Source organism: Serratia sp. JUb9 (genome assembly GCF_014298095.1).
GTDB lineage: Bacteria > Pseudomonadota > Gammaproteobacteria > Enterobacterales > Enterobacteriaceae > Serratia_B > Serratia_B rhizosphaerae.
On record NZ_CP060416.1, the window covers coordinates 926770 to 945250 of the forward strand.

The 18481-nt window shown below is 61.5% G+C and carries 17 protein-coding genes; 15 read left to right on the top strand and 2 right to left on the bottom strand.

Annotated elements, in window-relative coordinates; all coding sequences use genetic code 11:
• The first annotated feature begins 403 nt into the window (after positions 1 to 403).
• From acnB to mdcH, 9 genes are all read left to right on the top strand, one after another.
• Complete coding sequence (gene acnB / locus HF675_RS04390; RefSeq protein ID WP_105232484.1) at positions 404 to 3001, top strand: bifunctional aconitate hydratase 2/2-methylisocitrate dehydratase; 2598 nt, start codon at positions 404 to 406, stop codon at positions 2999 to 3001.
• Positions 3002 to 3251: 250 nt separating this feature from the next.
• Positions 3252 to 4913 carry a malonate decarboxylase subunit alpha gene (mdcA, locus tag HF675_RS04395; RefSeq protein WP_187044139.1) on the top strand — a complete coding sequence of 554 codons (1662 nt, stop codon included), beginning with the start codon at positions 3252 to 3254 and terminating at the stop codon, positions 4911 to 4913.
• Positions 4913 to 5767: a triphosphoribosyl-dephospho-CoA synthase gene (locus HF675_RS04400; RefSeq protein WP_187044140.1), complete on the top strand. Its 855-nt coding sequence runs from the start codon at positions 4913 to 4915 to the stop codon at positions 5765 to 5767. Before mdcA ends, HF675_RS04400 begins: the two co-directional genes overlap by 1 nt.
• Positions 5768 to 5788: 21 nt before the next feature.
• Positions 5789 to 6088: a malonate decarboxylase acyl carrier protein gene (gene mdcC / locus HF675_RS04405; protein ID WP_105232481.1), complete on the top strand. Its 300-nt coding sequence runs from the start codon at positions 5789 to 5791 to the stop codon at positions 6086 to 6088.
• Complete coding sequence (locus HF675_RS04410) at positions 6081 to 6917, top strand: biotin-independent malonate decarboxylase subunit beta (protein ID WP_187044141.1); 837 nt, start codon at positions 6081 to 6083, stop codon at positions 6915 to 6917. The genes mdcC and HF675_RS04410 overlap by 8 nt, the downstream gene beginning before the upstream one ends.
• Positions 6914 to 7720, top strand: coding sequence for a biotin-independent malonate decarboxylase subunit gamma (mdcE, locus tag HF675_RS04415; protein WP_187044142.1), 807 nt, complete (start codon positions 6914 to 6916; stop codon positions 7718 to 7720). The genes HF675_RS04410 and mdcE overlap by 4 nt, the downstream gene beginning before the upstream one ends.
• A gap of 181 nt (positions 7721 to 7901) precedes the next feature.
• A complete protein-coding gene (locus tag HF675_RS04420; RefSeq protein ID WP_187044143.1) occupies positions 7902 to 8861 on the top strand; it encodes an AEC family transporter in 960 nt (319 codons plus the stop codon).
• 11 nt (positions 8862 to 8872) lie between these two features.
• Positions 8873 to 9487 carry a malonate decarboxylase holo-ACP synthase gene (locus HF675_RS04425; RefSeq protein ID WP_105232477.1) on the top strand — a complete coding sequence of 205 codons (615 nt, stop codon included), beginning with the start codon at positions 8873 to 8875 and terminating at the stop codon, positions 9485 to 9487.
• 2 nt (positions 9488 to 9489) lie between these two features.
• Positions 9490 to 10422: a malonate decarboxylase subunit epsilon gene (gene mdcH, locus HF675_RS04430; RefSeq protein WP_187044144.1), complete on the top strand. Its 933-nt coding sequence runs from the start codon at positions 9490 to 9492 to the stop codon at positions 10420 to 10422.
• Here the strand turns inward: mdcH and HF675_RS04435 are convergent.
• On the bottom strand, positions 10419 to 11339 hold the full coding sequence (locus tag HF675_RS04435; RefSeq protein ID WP_187044145.1) for a LysR family transcriptional regulator: 921 nt from the start codon (positions 11337 to 11339) through the stop codon (positions 10419 to 10421). The two genes, mdcH and HF675_RS04435, sit on opposite strands and share 4 nt — an antisense overlap.
• A 185-nt stretch (positions 11340 to 11524) precedes the next feature.
• Between HF675_RS04435 and yacL the strand changes: the two genes are divergently transcribed.
• From yacL to HF675_RS04465, 6 genes are all read left to right on the top strand, one after another.
• Positions 11525 to 11887, top strand: a complete 363-nt coding sequence (gene yacL / locus HF675_RS04440; RefSeq protein WP_054307103.1) for a protein YacL — start codon at positions 11525 to 11527, stop codon at positions 11885 to 11887.
• Positions 11888 to 12071: 184 nt separating this feature from the next.
• Positions 12072 to 13019 carry a 2-keto-3-deoxygluconate permease 1 gene (locus tag HF675_RS04445; RefSeq protein ID WP_105232474.1) on the top strand — a complete coding sequence of 316 codons (948 nt, stop codon included), beginning with the start codon at positions 12072 to 12074 and terminating at the stop codon, positions 13017 to 13019.
• Positions 13016 to 14284 carry a four-carbon acid sugar kinase family protein gene (locus tag HF675_RS04450; RefSeq protein WP_187044146.1) on the top strand — a complete coding sequence of 423 codons (1269 nt, stop codon included), beginning with the start codon at positions 13016 to 13018 and terminating at the stop codon, positions 14282 to 14284. Before HF675_RS04445 ends, HF675_RS04450 begins: the two co-directional genes overlap by 4 nt.
• Complete coding sequence (locus HF675_RS04455) at positions 14244 to 15257, top strand: D-threonate 4-phosphate dehydrogenase (RefSeq protein ID WP_187044695.1); 1014 nt, start codon at positions 14244 to 14246, stop codon at positions 15255 to 15257. The genes HF675_RS04450 and HF675_RS04455 overlap by 41 nt, the downstream gene beginning before the upstream one ends.
• Positions 15258 to 15267: 10 nt before the next feature.
• The gene (locus tag HF675_RS04460) at positions 15268 to 16026 is read left to right on the top strand and encodes a DeoR/GlpR family DNA-binding transcription regulator (protein WP_105232471.1); all 759 of its coding nucleotides are present in this window, start codon (positions 15268 to 15270) and stop codon (positions 16024 to 16026) included.
• Positions 16027 to 16224: 198 nt separating this feature from the next.
• Positions 16225 to 17595: a sodium:alanine symporter family protein gene (locus HF675_RS04465; protein WP_105232470.1), complete on the top strand. Its 1371-nt coding sequence runs from the start codon at positions 16225 to 16227 to the stop codon at positions 17593 to 17595.
• Between the two features lie 46 nt (positions 17596 to 17641).
• Here HF675_RS04465 and speD read toward each other — a convergent pair whose 3' ends face one another.
• Positions 17642 to 18436 (bottom strand): adenosylmethionine decarboxylase, encoded by a 795-nt coding sequence (gene speD, locus HF675_RS04470; protein ID WP_105232469.1) that lies wholly within the window; start codon positions 18434 to 18436, stop codon positions 17642 to 17644.
• Between the last annotated feature and the right edge of the window lie 45 nt (positions 18437 to 18481).

The window sequence follows — 18481 nt, forward strand, 5'->3', positions numbered from 1 at the left end:
TAACGGCGGTTTTTTTGTTTTTGTCTCCGGCGTTTTTTCCGCTGTTCAAACAATAGTTATTGTAATAGTGTGGCTATTACGATGCGCCCGACCGCCTTGTCCTGCCTGCATTGCAGCCGATTACTCTGTGCTCAACGATTCAGCAAAGATTTAATGTTGCTTTTATGTGAACGAATTAACAACCGATTCAAATCCTGATATGCTGGCTGGGCGGAACCGGGCACTGTACCTTACAGTCCAGGACATCGACAGCAGTGCCTCGTAATATCGCCGTGCGCTAAAAAACCCGGCTTTGATAACAAATCCGGAGTCTCAGAGGCTGCAGCCGACAGCGCTGCCGTTTCAGCGACGCAAGGTATGGACGCCAGGCACAATAAATGACAATGAGAGCGAGGAGAAAGTCGTGCTAGAAGAATACCGTAAGCACGTGGCCGAGCGTGCTGCAGAGGGCATCGTCCCTAAGCCATTAGATGCATCACAAATGGCAGCGCTGGTCGAATCATTAAAGAATCCGCCGCAAGGCGAAGAAGAATTCCTGTTAGACCTGCTGATTAACCGTGTTCCACCAGGCGTCGACGAAGCCGCCTACGTCAAAGCAGGTTTCCTGGCAGCCATCGCCAAAGGCGAAGCCACCTCCCCCCTGATTACTCCGGAAAAAGCCGTTGAACTGCTGGGCACCATGCAGGGCGGTTACAATATTCATCCGCTGATTGAAGCGCTGGACGATGACAAGCTGGCGCCTATCGCCGCCAAAGCGCTGTCTCATACCCTGCTGATGTTTGACAACTTCTACGACGTGGAAGAGAAGGCCAAAGCGGGCAACGCCTACGCCAAGCAAATCATGCAGTCATGGGCCGATGCCGAATGGTACCTGTCCCGTCCGGAACTGGCGGAAAAACTCACCGTTACCGTCTTTAAGGTAACCGGTGAAACCAATACCGATGACCTGTCTCCGGCGCCGGATGCCTGGTCACGCCCGGATATTCCGCTGCACGCGCTGGCAATGCTGAAAAACGAACGTGACGGCATCGTACCGGATCAGCCGGGCAGCGTCGGCCCGATCAAACAGATTGAAGCGCTGAGCGAAAAAGGCTTCCCGCTGGCTTACGTCGGCGACGTGGTCGGCACCGGCTCTTCCCGTAAATCCGCCACCAACTCGGTGCTGTGGTTTATGGGCGACGACATCCCTCACGTGCCGAACAAACGTGGCGGCGGCGTGGTGCTGGGCGGTAAAATCGCGCCTATCTTCTTCAACACCATGGAAGATGCCGGCGCACTGCCGATCGAAGTGGACGTTTCCGACCTGAATATGGGCGATGTGATCGACATCTTCCCGTACAAAGGCGAAGTGCGTAACCACGAAACCGGCGAGCTGATCGCCAGCTTCGAGCTGAAAACCGACGTGCTGCTGGACGAAGTGCGCGCCGGCGGCCGTATCCCGTTGATCATCGGCCGCGGCCTGACCACCAAGGCGCGCGAGTCGCTGGGCCTGCCGAATACCGACGTATTCCGCATCTCCAAACCGGTTGCGGCAAGCGATCGCGGCTTCTCGCTGGCGCAGAAAATGGTTGGCCGCGCCTGCGGCGTAGCCGGCGTACGCCCGGGCGAATACTGCGAACCGAAGATGACCTCGGTCGGCTCCCAGGACACCACCGGCCCGATGACCCGTGACGAGCTGAAAGACCTGGCCTGCCTGGGCTTCTCCGCCGATCTGGTGATGCAGTCCTTCTGTCATACCGCCGCCTATCCGAAGCCGGTTGACGTGACCACGCACCACACGCTGCCGGACTTTATCATGAACCGTGGCGGCGTCTCGCTGCGTCCGGGCGACGGCATCATCCACTCATGGCTGAACCGCATGCTGCTGCCGGATACCGTCGGCACCGGCGGCGATTCCCACACCCGTTTCCCGATCGGCATCTCCTTCCCGGCCGGTTCCGGTCTGGTGGCGTTTGCCGCCGCGACCGGCGTGATGCCGCTGGATATGCCGGAGTCGGTGCTGGTGCGCTTCAAAGGCAAAATGCAGCCGGGTATCACGCTGCGCGACCTGGTGCACGCCATCCCTTACTATGCGATCCAGCAGGGTCTGCTGACCGTTGAGAAGAAAGGCAAGAAAAACATCTTCTCCGGCCGCATTCTGGAAATTGAAGGCCTGCCGGAACTGAAGGTTGAACAGGCCTTCGAACTGGCGGATGCGTCCGCCGAACGTTCCGCCGCCGGCTGTACCATCAAGCTGGATAAGTCGCCGATCGAAGAGTATCTGAACTCCAACATCGTGCTGCTGAAATGGATGATCTCCGAAGGTTACGGCGACCGTCGTACGCTGGAACGCCGTATTCAGGGCATGGAAAAATGGCTGGCGGATCCGCAGCTGCTGGAAGGCGACGCCGATGCGGAGTACGCGGCGGTGATCGAGATCGACCTGGCGGAAATCAACCAGCCGATCCTGTGTGCGCCAAACGATCCGGACGACGCGCGTCTGCTGTCCGACGTGGCCAACAGCAAAATCGACGAAGTGTTCATCGGTTCCTGCATGACCAACATCGGCCACTTCCGTGCGGCGGGCAAGCTGCTGGATCAGCACAAAGGCCAGCTGCCGACCCGTCTGTGGGTGGCGCCGCCGACCAAGATGGATGCGGCCCAACTGACCGAAGAAGGTTACTACAGCGTCTTCGGCAAGAGCGGGGCGCGTATCGAGATCCCTGGCTGCTCGCTGTGCATGGGCAACCAGGCGCGCGTTGCTGACGGCGCGACGGTGGTGTCGACTTCAACCCGTAACTTCCCGAACCGTCTGGGCACCGGCGCCAATGTTTATCTGGCATCGGCAGAGCTGGCGGCGGTGGCTTCGCTGCTGGGGCGCTTACCAACGCCGGACGAGTATCAGACCTATATGGAGCAGGTGGATAAGAGCGCGGCCGACACTTACCGCTATCTGAACTTCAACCAGCTGGAGCAGTATACGGAGAAAGCCGACGGTGTGATTTTCCAGACCGCCGTGTAAAAACCGCACGCTGTTAATGCGCTATCAGGGGAGCCGCCAGGCTCCCTTTTTTTATGCCTGAACTGTGACCTTTTCCGCATTTGTATGTTTTTAATTAACTGAAAATTAAAAGCTATTTTAAATCATTAACCTTGTGCTAATGATTGCCTCTGGTGGTTGATTGATGGTGAATAGTTAGCGTCCTAATCTAATCCTCTTCGTAATTCTTATTGCGTGAAGCGTAAATCAATTAAACCGGGGAGGTTTAGCTATGTCGCTTTATCAACAGCCCGCCCGCGTCTGGGATAGCCGACGTCAGGAGAAACAACGCCGGCTGGCCAGCGTACAGGGGCAGGTGCAAGGGAAGGTGATCCCTACCGCAGATTTAACCGCGGCGCTGGAACGGCTGCTGGTGCCGGGGGACCGCGTGGTGCTGGAAGGGAACAACCAAAAACAGGCAGATTTCCTTTCCCGCATGCTGGCGCAGGTCGACCCGTCGACCGTGCACGATCTGCATATGATTATGCCGAGCGTCGGCCGCGCCGAACATCTGGATATTTTCGAAAAAGGCATTGCCCGCAAGCTGGACTTCGCCTTTTCCGGCACCCAGAGCCTGCGTATTTCTCAGCTGCTGGAAGATGGCCAGCTGGAAATCGGCGCCATCCACACCTATATCGAACTCTATTCGCGTCTGTATGTTGACCTGGTGCCGAACGTGGCGCTGGTGGCCGGCTTCAAGGCCGACCGGCAGGGCAATCTGTATACCGGCCCCAGCACCGAGGATACCCCGGCGCTGGTGGAGGCCGCGGCGTTTAAAGACGGGATCGTGATTGCTCAGGTTAACGAGCTGGTGGACGACGAAACTGACCTGCCGCGGGTCGATATTCCCGGTTCGTGGATCGACTTTGTGGTGGTGGCGGATCGGCCGTTCTTTATCGAACCGCTGTTTACCCGCGATCCACGGCTGATCAAACCCGTCCACGTACTGATGGGCATGATGGCCATCAAAGGCATCTACGCCGAGCATCAGGTGCAGTCCCTTAACCACGGTATCGGCTTCAAAACCGCCGCCATCGAACTGCTGCTGCCGACCTACGGCGAGCGGCTGGGGCTGAAAGGCAAAATCTGCAAACACTGGACTCTGAACCCGCACCCGACCCTGATCCCGGCGATTGAAAGCGGCTGGGTGGAAACCGTGCACTGTTTTGGCGGCGAACTGGGCATGGAGGATTACATCGCCGCGCGTCCGGATATTTTCTTCACCGGCCGCGATGGTTCGATGCGTTCCAACCGCGCCTTCTGCCAGATGGCGGGCCAGTACGCGGTGGATATGTTTATCGGCTCCACGCTGCAGATTGACGCCATGGCGCACTCGTCCACCGTAACGCGCGGGCGCCTCTCCGGCTTCGGCGGCGCGCCGAATATGGGCCACGATCCGCATGGCCGCCGTCATGCCACTCCCGCATGGCTGGATATGATCGAGGAGCCGGATCCGCTGGCGCGCGGCCGCAAGCTGGTGGTGCAGATGGTGGAAACCTTCCAGGCCGGCGCGAAGCCGACCTTTGTCGAGAAGCTCGATGCAATCGACGTCGCCAAAGACGCCGGCATGCCGCTGGCGCCGGTGATGATTTATGGCGATGACGTCACCCACGTACTGACCGAAGAGGGCATCGCCTATCTGTACCGCGCCCGTTCGCTGGAGGAGCGCCGCGCGATGGTCGCCGCCGTGGCCGGCATTACCGATATCGGCCTGGGCGTGGACGCCGCGCGGGTGGCGCAGCTGCGCCGCGAAGGCAAAGTGGCGTACCCGGAAGATATGGGCATCCGCCGCACCGAGGCCGACCGTTCGCTGCTGGCGGCGGGCAGCGTGGCCGATCTGGTGGACTGGTCCGGTGGTCTGTACAACCCGCCGGCTAAATTCCGGAGCTGGTGATGACACTTTCCCCCTGCAGCAGAGCGTCGCGGGTCGATGCCGTCGCGCTGCGTCTGGCGGACGCCGCCACTCAGGCGCTGATTGACGAGGCGCGCCTCAGCCCGAAGCCGGGGCTGGTGGACGCGCGCGGCAGCGGCGCGCATCAGGATCTGACGCTGGCGCTGATGGAGCGCTCTGCTCTCAGTCTGCATGACACCTTCTATGCGTTGGTGATCGCCGGCTGGCAGCGCCCGGCGGACGGCGCGCTGCGTCAGGAGATTGGCCGCATTGGTCGCGAGGGCGAACGGCAGATGATGGCGGCGACCGGCGGGGTGAACACCCATCGCGGCGCCATCTGGGCGCTGGGGCTGCTGGTGACGGCGCTGGCGATGCGGGAGGGGCGCGCCGACGCGCGGCAAACCTGCCTGCGGGCGGCGCAGCTGGCGCAGTTGACAGACCCGGCCAGCCCGAAATCGTTCAGCAACGGGCTGCGCGCTTCCCGGCGCTATCGGGTGCCCGGCGCGCGGGAAGAGGCGCAGCAAGGGTTTCCGCACGTGCTGCGTCTGGCGCTGCCGCAGCTATGGCGCAGCCGCGCAGCCGGCGCCGACGAGCAGGCGGCCCGGCTCGACGCGCTGATGGCGATCATGACCAGCCTGAGCGACACCTGCGTACTGTCGCGCGGCGGCTGGCCGGCGCTGCAGGCGATGCGGCAGGGCGCGCAGGCGGTACTGTGCGCCGGCGGTTATCAGCGGCCGGAAGGGCGGGTGCAGCTGGCGCGGCTGGAACAGCGGCTGCTGGCCTGCAACGCTTCGCCGGGCGGGGCGGCGGACTTATTGGCGGCGGCGCTGTTGCTCGATCGGGCGGCGGGCCGCTGAACATCTATTCGAGAGGACGTTATGGAACGTATTGAATTGAGCTATCCGGCTGTGGAGCGCGTGGTCGGCCAACGGTTGGCCGGCGTGGTCGGCTCCGGCGATATGGAGGCGTTGTTTGAACCTGCAGAGGACGATGTGCTGCGGGTAGTGATTAAAACCTCGGTCGACGGCAGCCAGCAGCGTTGGCGGCATCTGTTCGAGCGTTTGGCTGCGCTGCGCAGCCTGCCGGCGGGGCAACTGGAGATCAACGATTTCGGCGCGACGCCGGGGGTGGCGCGTCTGCGGATTGAGCAGGTATTTGAGGAGGCCGGCCATGCGTGAAGATCTCAGCTTTATTGAACTCAGCGCCCGTGAGCGGGCGCGGCATTTACTCGACGACGGCAGCTTCCGCGAACTGCTGGGGCCGTTTGAACGTATTACCTCACCGTGGCTGGAGCCGCAGGGCATCGTCACCCAGGCGGATGACGGCATGGTGGTGGCCAAAGGCACCCTGAACGGCCAGCCGGCGGTGGTGGCGGCGGTTGAGGGGGCGTTCCAGGGCGGCAGCATGGGCGAGGTTTCCGGCGCCAAAATGGCGGCGGCGCTGGAGCTGGCGGCAGAGGATAACCGCAACGGCATTCCGACGCAGGCGGTGCTGCTGCTGGAAACCGGCGGCGTGCGTTTGCAGGAGGCCAATCTGGGGCTGGCAGCGATCGCCGATATTCATGCCGCCATCGCCGACCTGCGGCGCTATACCCCGGTGGTGGGCATTATCGCCGGTACCGTCGGCTGCTTCGGCGGCATGTCGATTGCCGCCGGCCTGTGCAGCTACCTGATCGTCACCCGCGAGGCGCGGCTGGGGCTTAACGGTCCGCAGGTGATTGAGCAGGAGGCGGGAATTGACGAGTACGACTCCCGCGACCGGCCGTTTATCTGGAGCATGACCGGCGGCGAGGTGCGTTACCGCAGCGGTTTCGCCGACGTTGAGGTGGAGGACGCGCTGCATCAGGTGCGCGCTGCGATGCTGGATTGCCTGGCGCGCGGCGTGCCGGCGCAGCACCGCAGTGAACGCTATGACTATTACCTGCCGAAACTGACGCAGTTTGACAGCCGTCAGCAGGCGGACGCCGCCGTGGTGGCGCAACTTTTCACTCGGGAGGATCGCGCATGAGCACGCAGACAAGAAGCCGCGGCGACTATTGGTTTTCGCTGCTGACGCAGGGGAGCGAGGAACGGCGCGGACAGTGCGCCTCGGTCAGGGTCGCCGACGGCGATCTCGACGGACAGGCGGCGCGCTTTATCGCCGTGGTGCCGGACGCCGACAACCATTACCCGCGCGCCGCGCGCGGCGAGGTGGGACTGCTGGAGGGCTGGACGCTGGCGCAGGTGGTGAGTGAAGCGGTGGCGGCAGACCAGAATCAAACGCAGAAACGCGCCATCGTGGCGATTATCGACGTACCGAGCCAGGCCTACGGCCGCCGCGAAGAGGCGTTCGGCATTCATCAGGCGCTGGCGGGCGCGGCGGGTGCCTACGCGGCGGCGCGGCTGGCCGGGCATCCGGTGATTGGGCTGATCGTCGGCAAGGCGATGTCGGGGGCGTTTTTGGCGCACGGCTATCAGGCTAACCGGCTGATCGCCTTTAACGATGACGGCGTGATGATCCACGCCATGGGCAAGGCATCCGCCGCGCGCATTACGCTGCGTTCGGTCGAGGCGCTGGAGAAACTGGCCGCCTCTATCCCGCCGATGGCCTACGACATCGGCCACTACCGCTCGCTGGGGTTGCTGGACCAGTTGCTGGATATCTGCGATCCGTTGCAGGCGACGCAGCAGGAGCTGGCGCTGGTGCGCCAGACGCTCGCCACGGCGATCGCAGACAGCCGGCAGCAGGGCTGCGGGCTGGAAAATCGCCTGGGGGCGGACAATCGCCGCAGTTCCGCGCTGGTGCGCGAGCGCATGCGCGCCGAATGGTAAGACAGGCTTTCGTTAACGTCAGTTCGTCATAACCGGGCCGGGGAGGGGGCGAACCCTTTCCGGCTGATAACAACCAATCGCTACCTTCATCTGCATCTTTGCTACGGGCACGACAACACCAGTAAATAAGAAACACATCGCACCTGAACTGACTGAATTTTTTCTTTTTAACAGGTGATTTATGACATACATCATTATTCATGCGTTGGCGCCGATTTTTGTCGTCATGCTGCTGGGGTTTTACGCCGGCAAGACAAAAATGGTCGATAACCAGAATGTTTCTTTGCTTAATATTTTTGTGATGGATTTTGCTTTGCCCGCGGCGCTGTTCAGCGCCACCGTACAAACCCCATGGTTGGGCATCGTGCAGCAGTCGCCGCTGATTGTGGTGCTGGTGTTGGCGATGTGGCTGACCTACGCGGCGATTTATGCCGTCAGCACCCGGCTGTTCCACAAGTCGCCGCAGGATGCGGCGGTGCTGACGCTGACCGTGGCGCTGCCCAACTATGCGGCGTTCGGCCTGCCGATCCTCGGCAGCGTGTTGGGCGAGTCGCCTGGCACCTCGCTGTCGGTGGCGGTTTCCATTGCCTGCGGCTCGGTGCTGATGACGCCGTTTTGCCTGCTGATCCTGGAGCGTGAAAAAGCCCGCGCCGGCGGCGGTGCACAGCAGGCGGGGTTGCGTATGCTGCCGCTGCTGATGTGGCGCTCGGTGATTAAACCGATTGTCTGGGGGCCGCTGTTGGGCGTGGTGCTGTCGGCCATCGGCGTGCGGATGCCGGAGATGGTGCTGGCGGCGATCAAACCGCTCGGGCTGGCGGCCACCGCGGCGGCGCTGTTTCTGACCGGGGTGATCTTGTCGGCGCGCCGCCTGCAAATCAATGCCTCGGTGCTGCTGGCCAGCGTCACCAAACTGCTGATCCAGCCGTTTATCGCCTGGGGCATCGTGCTGGCGTTAGGGCTGCACGGCAGCGTGGCGATCACCGCGATCCTGATGATTGCGCTGTCGGCGGGCTTTTTCGGCATCGTGTTCGGCAACCGCTTCGGCGTCCAGTCGCCGGATGCGGAAGCCACACTATTGATAAGCTCGGTGCTGTGTATCCTGACGCTGCCGCTGTTTATCACTCTGACTGCCGGTCTGTAACGGAGGAAACCATGATACGTCCGCATGACCTGCTATGGACGGAAAGCGTCGAGGCGCTGATATTTCCCGGCGCTTCACCGACATGGGTGGCGCGGCAGCAGCTGCGCGACTTGCCGCTGGTGGTGCGGCGCGATATGCCGCGCGACGGCGCCGTTCCGGTGGGGATCCGCGGCGAAACGCGCGCGCAGCGGGCGGCGGCCTGGTTGCCCCCTGCGGCGGTGCGCCGGCGGGTGACGCCGGAGTCGCTGGTGGCCGGGCTGTCGGCGGCGTCGCCTTTCGCCGCCCTGCCGCCGGTGCGGGCGCTGCGCGAACTGGCGGCGCAGCCGTGGCGCTGGGCGTGGGGCGTGACCGGCAGCTGCGGCTATGCGCTGGCCACCGGCCTGCCGGTGATGCATCCGGACAGCGATCTGGACCTTACCGTACGCTGCCCGCAGCCCGTCGGGCGTGCGGCGCTACATGCGCTGGCGCAGCGGCTGCGCACGCTGCCGTGCCGGGTCGATCTGCAGGTTGAAACCCCATACGGCGGTTTTGCGCTGAACGAGTGGCTGCGCGACGGACGGGTGCTGTTAAAAACCAACGGCGGCCCTTATCTGACCGATGCGCCATGGTCGGCGCCGCAGGAGTGACGATGAAGATTCTGTTTACCTTTCCCGGCCAGGGGCCGCAGACGCCGCAGATGCTGCATCAACTGCCGGATAACGCCGTCAGCCGCGAGCTGCTGGCGCAGGCGCGCCAGGTGCTGGGGGAGGATCCGCTGTTGCTGGACAGCGCGCAGGCGCTGCGAAAAACGCGCGCGGTGCAGCTCTGTCTGCTGATTGCCGGCGTAGCCTATGCCCGCGAACTGGAGCAGAACGGCGTGACGGCCGATTTCGTCAGCGGCCTGTCGATCGGCGCATTTCCGGCGGCGGTGGTGGCCGGCGCGCTGAGTTTTGAGGATGCGCTGCAGCTGGTGGCGCTGCGCGGCGAGCTGATGGAGCAGGCTTATCCGCAGGGCTATGGCCTGGCGGCGCTGGTTGGTCTGTCGCAGGACCGGGTGGAGGCGTTAATCGCGCAGCTGCATGGCGGGCAGTCGCCGCTGTATCTGGCCAATATCAACGCCGAAGATCAGATGGTGGTGGCCGGCAGCGACGACGCGCTGCAGCAAATTATGGCGCTGGCAAAACAGGCCGGTGCGGCGAAGGCCAGCCGGCTGGCGGTCAGCGTGCCGTCCCACTGCCCACTGCTGGCGCAGCCGGCGGACAGGCTGGCGGCAGCTATGCGGGCGGTGACGCTGCGGCGTCCGCGCATTGCCTATCTGAGCGGCAGCAGCGGGCGGGTGCTGTGGCAGCCTGAACGTATCGCCGACGATCTGGCCTATAACATGGCGCGTACCGTGCGCTGGCATGAGGCGATGACGGCGGCGTATGAACGGGAAGTACGTCTGGCGATTGAAATGCCGCCGGGGGCGGTGCTCACCGGGCTGACGCGTAAGGTGATGACGCAGGGAGAAGCGCTGTCCCGCTGCCAGTTGGGGCTGGCGGCGGTCGTCGGCATCGTCGCGCGCTATCGCCGCGAGGTTTAACGGGGCCGCTCCCCACGGGCGTACATGCGGCTCTCCGCCGTCAGCGCCAGCAGGTTCGGATCCTGCTGCTGATTGCGGTTGAACACCAGCGCGATGGTCTGGCGCATTTGGTAGCGTTCGCACAGCGGCATCAGACGCACCGTGTGCTCGTAAACCTTTTTCATGCGGCCGGGCAGCAGGGTATAGCCAACGCCGGCCTGCACCAGACTGAGCATCGAGAAGATATCGTTGACCCGGGTGACGATCTCCGGCTCAAAACCGGCGATCTGAAAAGCTTCGGTAAAGCCGTGGTAGGTGGCGAACCCTTCGGTCAGCGAGACAAATTTCTGGCTGCGGAAATCCTGCAGATCCGCCGGGCCGTCGACGATCAGCGCGGAGCTGGCGGGGGCGGCAAGAAAAATATCGTCTTTAAACAGCGGTTGGATCTCAAAGCGCTGCGGATCTATCTGGCTGTCGGAGACGGAAATCAGAATCGCGTCCAGTTGCTGCGTCTGCAATTGCGCCAGCAGCGCGGCGTTAGAACCCATCGTCAGATTGATTTCCAGCTCCGGGCGGCGCAGTTTAAGGCCCATAATCAGTCGCGGCACCGTTTCCAGCGTCAGCGAATAGAGCGTGCCGAGCCGCAGGCGCTGCTGCCCGAAGCCGGCCTTCAGCCGCGTCTCTTCAATACCTTTATGGGTCAGCCCGACGATATCGCGGGCGTAGTCCGCCAGCGTATGGGCGGAGGGCAGCGGCTGCAGGTTGCGCCCCTGATGGATAAACAGCGGGCAGCGTATGCCGGCTTCCAGCGTATGCAGCGCGCGGTGGACGCTGACGCCGCTCAGCCCCAGCCGTTCGGCGGCGCGGGCGATGTTTTCCGTCTCCATAAAGGCCAGAAAGATTTCCAGTTTTTTCAGGGTTATTTCACTGTCGATCATTGACGCGTCCCTTGGCGGTGTCTGCGCATCATCATAACAACAATCGCGGCGGGCGGCTTCCCATTGCCGCGTCAAGCCGCTATATTGCCCGCCGCAAAAAAGAGCTGAACTTTGCGAGCGCTCGCTGAAATCTGGGCTGAACAAAGCAGTACACTTACCATAAACAGGCCTGGGGAGGGCGCACGATGGATTACGAATTTCTGCGGGATGTGACCGGTCAGGTAATCGTCAGATTTTCTATGGGACATGAAGCCATCGGCCATTGGATCAATGAAGAGCTGAAAGGCGATCTGAATCTGCTGGACCGGATTGAGAGCGGCGCAGCGCAGGTGAAGGGCAGCGAACGCCAGTGGCAGCTGGAAGGGCATGAATATACGCTGCTGATGGACGGCGAAGAGGTGATGATCAGAGCCAATCAGCTGCTGTTCGAAGGCGACGAGATGGAGGAGGGGATGAGCTATTACGATGAAGAGAGCCTCTCCTTCTGCGGCGTGGAAGACTTCCTGGCGGTGTTGAAGGCCTACCGGCACTTTATGTTGAACTACTGAACCAGGCTGTTGCTGACCGGGCGGCGCCCGCCGCCCGCATATTCTTATTTTAGCTACCACCTTATTGATTAAATAAAATCAAAAAATCACTCCCGGTCGTGATAACTGCGATCGCGCTCTCTATTTTTTATTATTTGATTCAATATAATCATTATGATTAAAATAAATCAAGAATGAGGGTGCTATGAAACTGAAAGCGGCAATAGAGAAGATCCCCGGCGGGATGATGGTTGTTCCGCTGGTGCTTGGCGCGCTGTTGAACACGTTTACACCAGAGGCTTTAGACATTGGCGGCTTCACCACCGCGTTATTCAAAAACGGCGCCGCGCCGCTGATCGGCGCTTTCCTGCTGTGCATGGGGGCCGGCATCAGTTTTAAAGCGGCACCGCAGGCGCTGCTGCAGGGCGGCACCATTACGCTGACCAAACTGCTGGTGGCGATGGCGCTGGGGCTGGGCGTGGAACGGCTGTTTGGCGCCGACGGCGTCTTCGGCCTGACCGGCGTGGCGATTATCGCGGCGATGAGCAACTCCAACGGCGGCTTGTATGCGGCGCTGGTCGGCGAGTTCGGCAATGAGCGCGATGTCGGCGCTATTTCCATTTTATCGCTCAACGACGGTCCCTTTTTCACCATGATCGCGCTCGGCGCCGCCGGCATGGCCAACATTCCGCTGATGGCGCTGGTCGCGGTGCTGGTGCCGCTGTTGGTGGGTATGTTGCTGGGCAACCTCGATCCGAACATGCGCGAGTTTCTGACCAAAGGCGGCCCGGTGCTGATCCCGTTCTTCGCCTTTGCGCTCGGTGCCGGCATTAATCTGGAAATGCTGCTGCAGGGCGGGCTGGCGGGCATTCTGCTGGGGGCATTGACCACCTTTGTCGGCGGTTTCTTTAACATCCGCGCCGATCGGCTGGTCGGCGGCAGCGGTATCGCCGGGGCGGCGGCTTCCAGCACTGCGGGCAATGCGGTGGCGACGCCGCTGGCGATTGCGCAGGCGGACCCCTCGCTGGCATCGGTCGCTGCGGCGGCTGCGCCGCTGATTGCCGCCTCGGTGATTACCACGGCGATCCTGACGCCGGTTCTCAGTTCCTGGGTGGCGAAGCGTAATGCAGCAGCGAAGGAGAAGGCGGCATGAAAATGATTGTGATTGCCGATGATTTTACCGGCGCCAATGATACCGGCGTGCAGCTGGCGAAAAAGGGCGCGCGCACCAATGTGCTGTTGAATGACCGGCAGCAGGCGCCGCGCGGCGGCGATGTACTGGTGATCAATACCGAAAGCCGTGCGCTGCCGGCTGCGGAGGCGGCGCGCAAAGTCAGCGATGCGCTGCGTCCGTACTGCGACGATGAACGGCCGCCGCGGGTGTACAAAAAGATTGATTCCACCTTCCGCGGCAACGTCGGGGCAGAAATTGCCGCAGCGATGCAGGCCAGCGGCGCACGGCTGGCGATTGTCGCGGCGGCGATCCCGGCTGCCGGACGGGTTACGCGGGATGGGGCGTGCTGGGTGCACGGCGTGCCGCTGCTGGAAACCGAATTCGCCAGCGATCCGAAAACACCGATTGCCTCGTCACAGATTAGCCCCCTGATTGGCCTGCAAACCGATATTGCCATCCATGAACTGGATCTGGCGACGGTGCGCGGTGCGCAGTTGGATGAGCAACTGGCGCTGCTGGCGCAGCAGGGCGGCATTGTGGTGGCGGACGCCGAACTGGATGGCGATCTGGCGCTGCTGGCGCAGAGTATCGGCCGGCTTGCCACGCCCGTTCTGCTGGTGGGTGCCGCCGGCCTGGCGAATGCGCTGCCGTCGGACTGGTATCTCAGCGATCGGCAGCGGCTGCCGGTGCTGGTGGTGGCCGGTTCGATGAGTGAGGCCACCCGTCGGCAGATTGCCTTCGCCGAGCAGGAGAAGTCGCTGGGCATCGTCGATATCGATGTGCAGGCATTGCTGTCGGCACATGGCGCGCAGGTATGCAGCGACATCGTCGCGCAGGCGGTGGCGATACTGCAGGCGCGTCAGCACTGCGTATTGCGTACCTGCCGTGACGACGATGCGCGTCAGCAGGTCGAGCAGCTGTGCGCCGAATTGTGCATCAGCCGCCAGCAGTTGGGCGATCGCATCAGCCAGTCGCTGGGGGAGATGACGCTCGGGATTATCAACCACGCGCGTATCGGCGGCCTGTTCCTGACCGGCGGGGATATCGCGATTGCCGTCGCCCGGGCGCTGGGGGCGGAAGGCTACCGCATTAACGGCGAAGTGGCGCCCTGCGTACCGTGCGGCGCCTTTATCAACAGTGAAATTGACGATCTGCCGGTGATCACCAAGGCCGGCGGTTTTGGCGGCGAAACCACGCTGCGCGATGCGCTTTATTTTATTGAGGAGATGTACAGTGGCAAATAACATCATAGCGATTACCATGGGCGACCCGGCGGGCATCGGGCCGGAAATTATCATCAAGGCGCTGGCCGAGGGAGAGCTGTCCGGCGCCCGCGCCGTGGTGGTGGGCTGCTTGCAGACGCTGCAGCGTATCCAGGCGCTGGGCATTACGCCGGCGGCGGAACTGCGGCCGATAGCAACGGTGGCCCAGGCGCGTTTTGCGCCGGGGGTGATCAACGTGATCGATGAGCCGCTGGCGGATCCCGCGGCGCTGGAGGCGGGCAAAGTACAGGCGCAGGCGGGGGATCTGGCCTACCGCTGTGTAAAACGCGCTACCGAGCTGGCAATGGCGGGTGACGTGCAGGCTATCGCCACCGCGCCATTGAACAAAGAAGCGCTGCATCTGGCGGGACATATGTATCCGGGCCATACCGAGCTGCTGGCGACGCTGACCCACAGCCGTGATTACGCCATGGTGTTGTATACCGATAAACTGAAAGTGATCCACGTTTCCACCCACATTGCCCTGCGCACGTTCCTGGATACATTGAGCGCCGAGCGGATCGAAACGGTAGTGTCGATGGCGGATACCTTCCTCAAACGGGTGGGCTTCAGCCAGCCGCGCATCGCCGTCGCCGGCGTTAACCCGCACGCCGGGGAAAACGGCCTGTTTGGTGATGAAGAGATCAAGATTGTCAGCCCGGCGATTGCGGCGGCGAAGACGCGGGGCATTGATGTCTACGGGCCTTGCCCGCCGGACACGGTTTTCCTGCAGGCCTATGAAGGGCAGTACGATATGGTGGTGGCGATGTACCACGATCAGGGACATATTCCGCTGAAGCTGCTGGGTTTTTATGACGGGGTGAATATTACCGCCGGGCTGCCGTTTATCCGCACCTCCGCCGACCACGGTACGGCCTTTGATATTGCCTGGACAGGTAAAGCCAAGTCTGAGAGCATGGCGATCTCGATACAATTAGCCACGCAGCTTGCCTAATCAAGGGACTATGAAGCCACAACATCGTCTGGACCAGATTCTGGACTATTTAAAGGGCCATAATCTGGTCACGGTTGAACAACTGGTTGCGGCGATCGACGCATCGCCGGCCACTATTCGCCGCGACCTGATCAAACTGGATGAACAGGGCGTTATCAACCGCAGCCATGGCGGCGTGGCGCTCAATCGTTTTATTCCCGCCCAGCCCACCACCAATGAAAAACAGCTGCGTCATCTGCAGGAAAAGCGCGCCATTGCCCGGCAGGCGCTGGCGCTGATTAAGCCTGGCGATGCGGTGGTGCTGGACGCCGGCACCACCATGCTGGAGCTGGCGCGTAATCTGACCCATCTGCCGTTACGGGTGATCACTGCCGATCTGCGCATTGCCCTGCTGCTGTCGGAGTTCAAACAGATAGAGGTCACCATTATCGGCGGACGCATTGATGACAGCAGCCAGTCCTGCATCGGCGACCATGGCCGCCGGCTGCTGCGCGGCGTCTATCCGGACATTGCCTTTATCAGCTGTAACTCCTGGAGCCTGGAGAAGGGCGTTACCACGCCGACGGAAGAGAAGGCCGGGCTGAAGCAGGATCTGGCGGCCAACGCGCGCCGGCGCGTGTTGCTGGCGGACAGCAGCAAATACGGCGCCTATTCGCTGTTTTGCGTGACGCCGCTGGCCGAGCTGACCGACATTGTGACCGACGGCGCCCTGCCGGCGGAGATACAGCAGCAATTAACGGCGTTGCCTGCACAGTTGCATCTGGCGTAGCCGTCCGCAGCCATGGCGGGCCGCTCGTCCGCCAGGCGTTATTCCCCCTCTATTTTCCCCGTGCTTGTCACCGACGGACAACGTGACCTACCCCCGGTTTAATGCCGATTTGTTTTGTATCCCTACCATTTTTAGGTTACATCTTGTTAATAAATATAAATCATTTTGTTACAAATAAGGCAAGGGCAGGGGGAAGCGATGGATTGGGTGATAGCGGGGTTGTCGGCCGTTAATGGCGTGGTATGGGGTGTCCCGATGCTGATTGGCATTCTGGGCATTGGTATTTTTCTGCAGATTAGGCTCTCTTTTTTGCCGATTCGCCGGTTAGGCACCGGATTTAAGCTGTTGTTCGAGCGTAATCACGACCGTGGCGACGGGCAGATCTCACCGTTCAATGCGCTGATGACCGCGCTGTCCGCCACCATTGGCACCGGCAATATTGCCGGCGTTGCCACGGCGGTGGTGCTCGGCGGCCCCGGAGCGCTGTTCTGGATGTGGATCACCGCGCTGGTGGGCATGGCGACCAAGTATTCCGAGGCGGTGTTGGCGGTGCGCTTTCGTGAAGTTGACGATCGCGGGCACTATGTCGGCGGGCCGATGTACTACATCAAGCACGGGTTAGGCAAAAAATGGATGTGGCTGGGGACGCTGTTTGCCTTTTTCGGCAGTATCGCCGGCTTCGGCATCGGCAATACCGTGCAGGCCAATTCGATTGCCGAGGCGCTGAACAGTAACTTCGGCATTTCCCACGGGATGACCGCCGGCGTTCTGGTGGTGCTGGTGGGGGCGGTGCTGATCGGCGGTATTAAACGCATCGCCGACGTGGCGGGGAAGCTGGTGCCGCTGATGACGGTGGGCTATTTCGCCGCCGGTATCATTGTGCTGGGGCTGAACGTGAGCGAGATCCCTGCGGCCTTCTCGCTGATTATTACCTCCGCCTTTACGCCGGTGGCGGCGCAGGGCGGCTTCGCCGGCGCGGCGGTCTGGGCGGCGATTCGCTTTGGCGTGGCGCGTGGAGTGTTCTCCAACGAGGCCGGTCTGGGCAGCGCGCCGATCGCCCACGCGGCAGCAAAAACGCAGAACCCGATTCGTCAGGGGCTGATCGCCATGCTGGGCACCTTTATCGACACCATCATCGTCTGCTCCATCACCGGCCTGACCATCATTATCAGCGGCAAATGGATCAGCGGTGAGACGGGCGCGGCACTGACCTCGACGGCCTTCTCGTCGTCTCTGCCGGGCGGTAACTACATTGTGGCGGTGGCACTGGCAATTTTTGCCTTTACCACCATTCTGGGCTGGAGTTTTTACGGCGAGAAGTGCATTCAGTATCTGTTCGGGCCGAAGATGATCGTACCGTTCCGCATCGCCTGGATCATCGCGCTGCCGATTGGCGCCACCCAGTCGTTGGAGTTTGTCTGGCTGCTGGCCGATACGCTGAATGCAATGATGGCGATCCCGAACCTGATCGCCCTGGCGCTGTTAAGCCCGGTGGTGTACCGCCTGACGCGCGCGCATATTAATGACGTGAATGCGCCATCGGTGCAGGCCGACAGCACTAATCCGTAGCGTTGGTCGCTAAAACAGCGGGGCAGCCTTGGCTGCCCCGTGTGGTTTACAGGTGAGGAATATTCCGCCCGTAATAGATCTCCTGCATCTCTTTCCACAGCAGATCGGTAATCCGTTGTCGTTCTTCCTCACTCAGCGCCTCGGGTTTGGCGTTGAACAGATAGTGCTTCAGGTCGAAATCTTTCAGCAGCATCTTGGTATGGAAGATATTTTCCTGATAAACGTTCACATCCATCATGTGGTACAGCGCCTTCATATCCTCAGACATAAAGTTCTGGATCGAATTGATCTCATGATCGATATAGTGCTTCACGCCGTTAACGTCACGGGTAAAACCGCGTACGCGGTAATCCATGGTGACGATATCCGACTCGAGCTGGTGGATCAGATAGTTCAGCGCCTTCAGCGGGGAAATCACGCCGCAGGTTGAGACTTCTATGTCGGCGCGGAAGGTGCACAGACCGCCCTCCGGATGACTTTCCGGGTAGGTGTGTACGCAGATATGGCTCTTGTCCAGGTGTGCCACCACCGTATTGGGCAGCGGGCCGGGGTGCTCCGAGGTATCTACGTCTCTCGGATCGACCGGTTCCTCGCTCACCAGAATGGTGACGCTGGCGCCTTGCGGCTCGTAATCCTGACGTGCGATGTTCAGAATGTTGGCGCCAATGATCGAGCAGGTCTCGCTGAGGATCTCGGTCAGGCGGTTGGCGTTGTATTGTTCGTCAATGTAGGCGATATAGCCATCGCGGTCGTCCGCGGTTTTGGCGTAACAAATATCGTAAATACAAAAACTCAGGCTTTTGGTCAGGTTATTGAAGCCGTGCAGTTTCAGCTTTTGCAATTTGGTTCACCCCCTTTGTTTTTCTCGGGTCTAGCGTGGAATGCG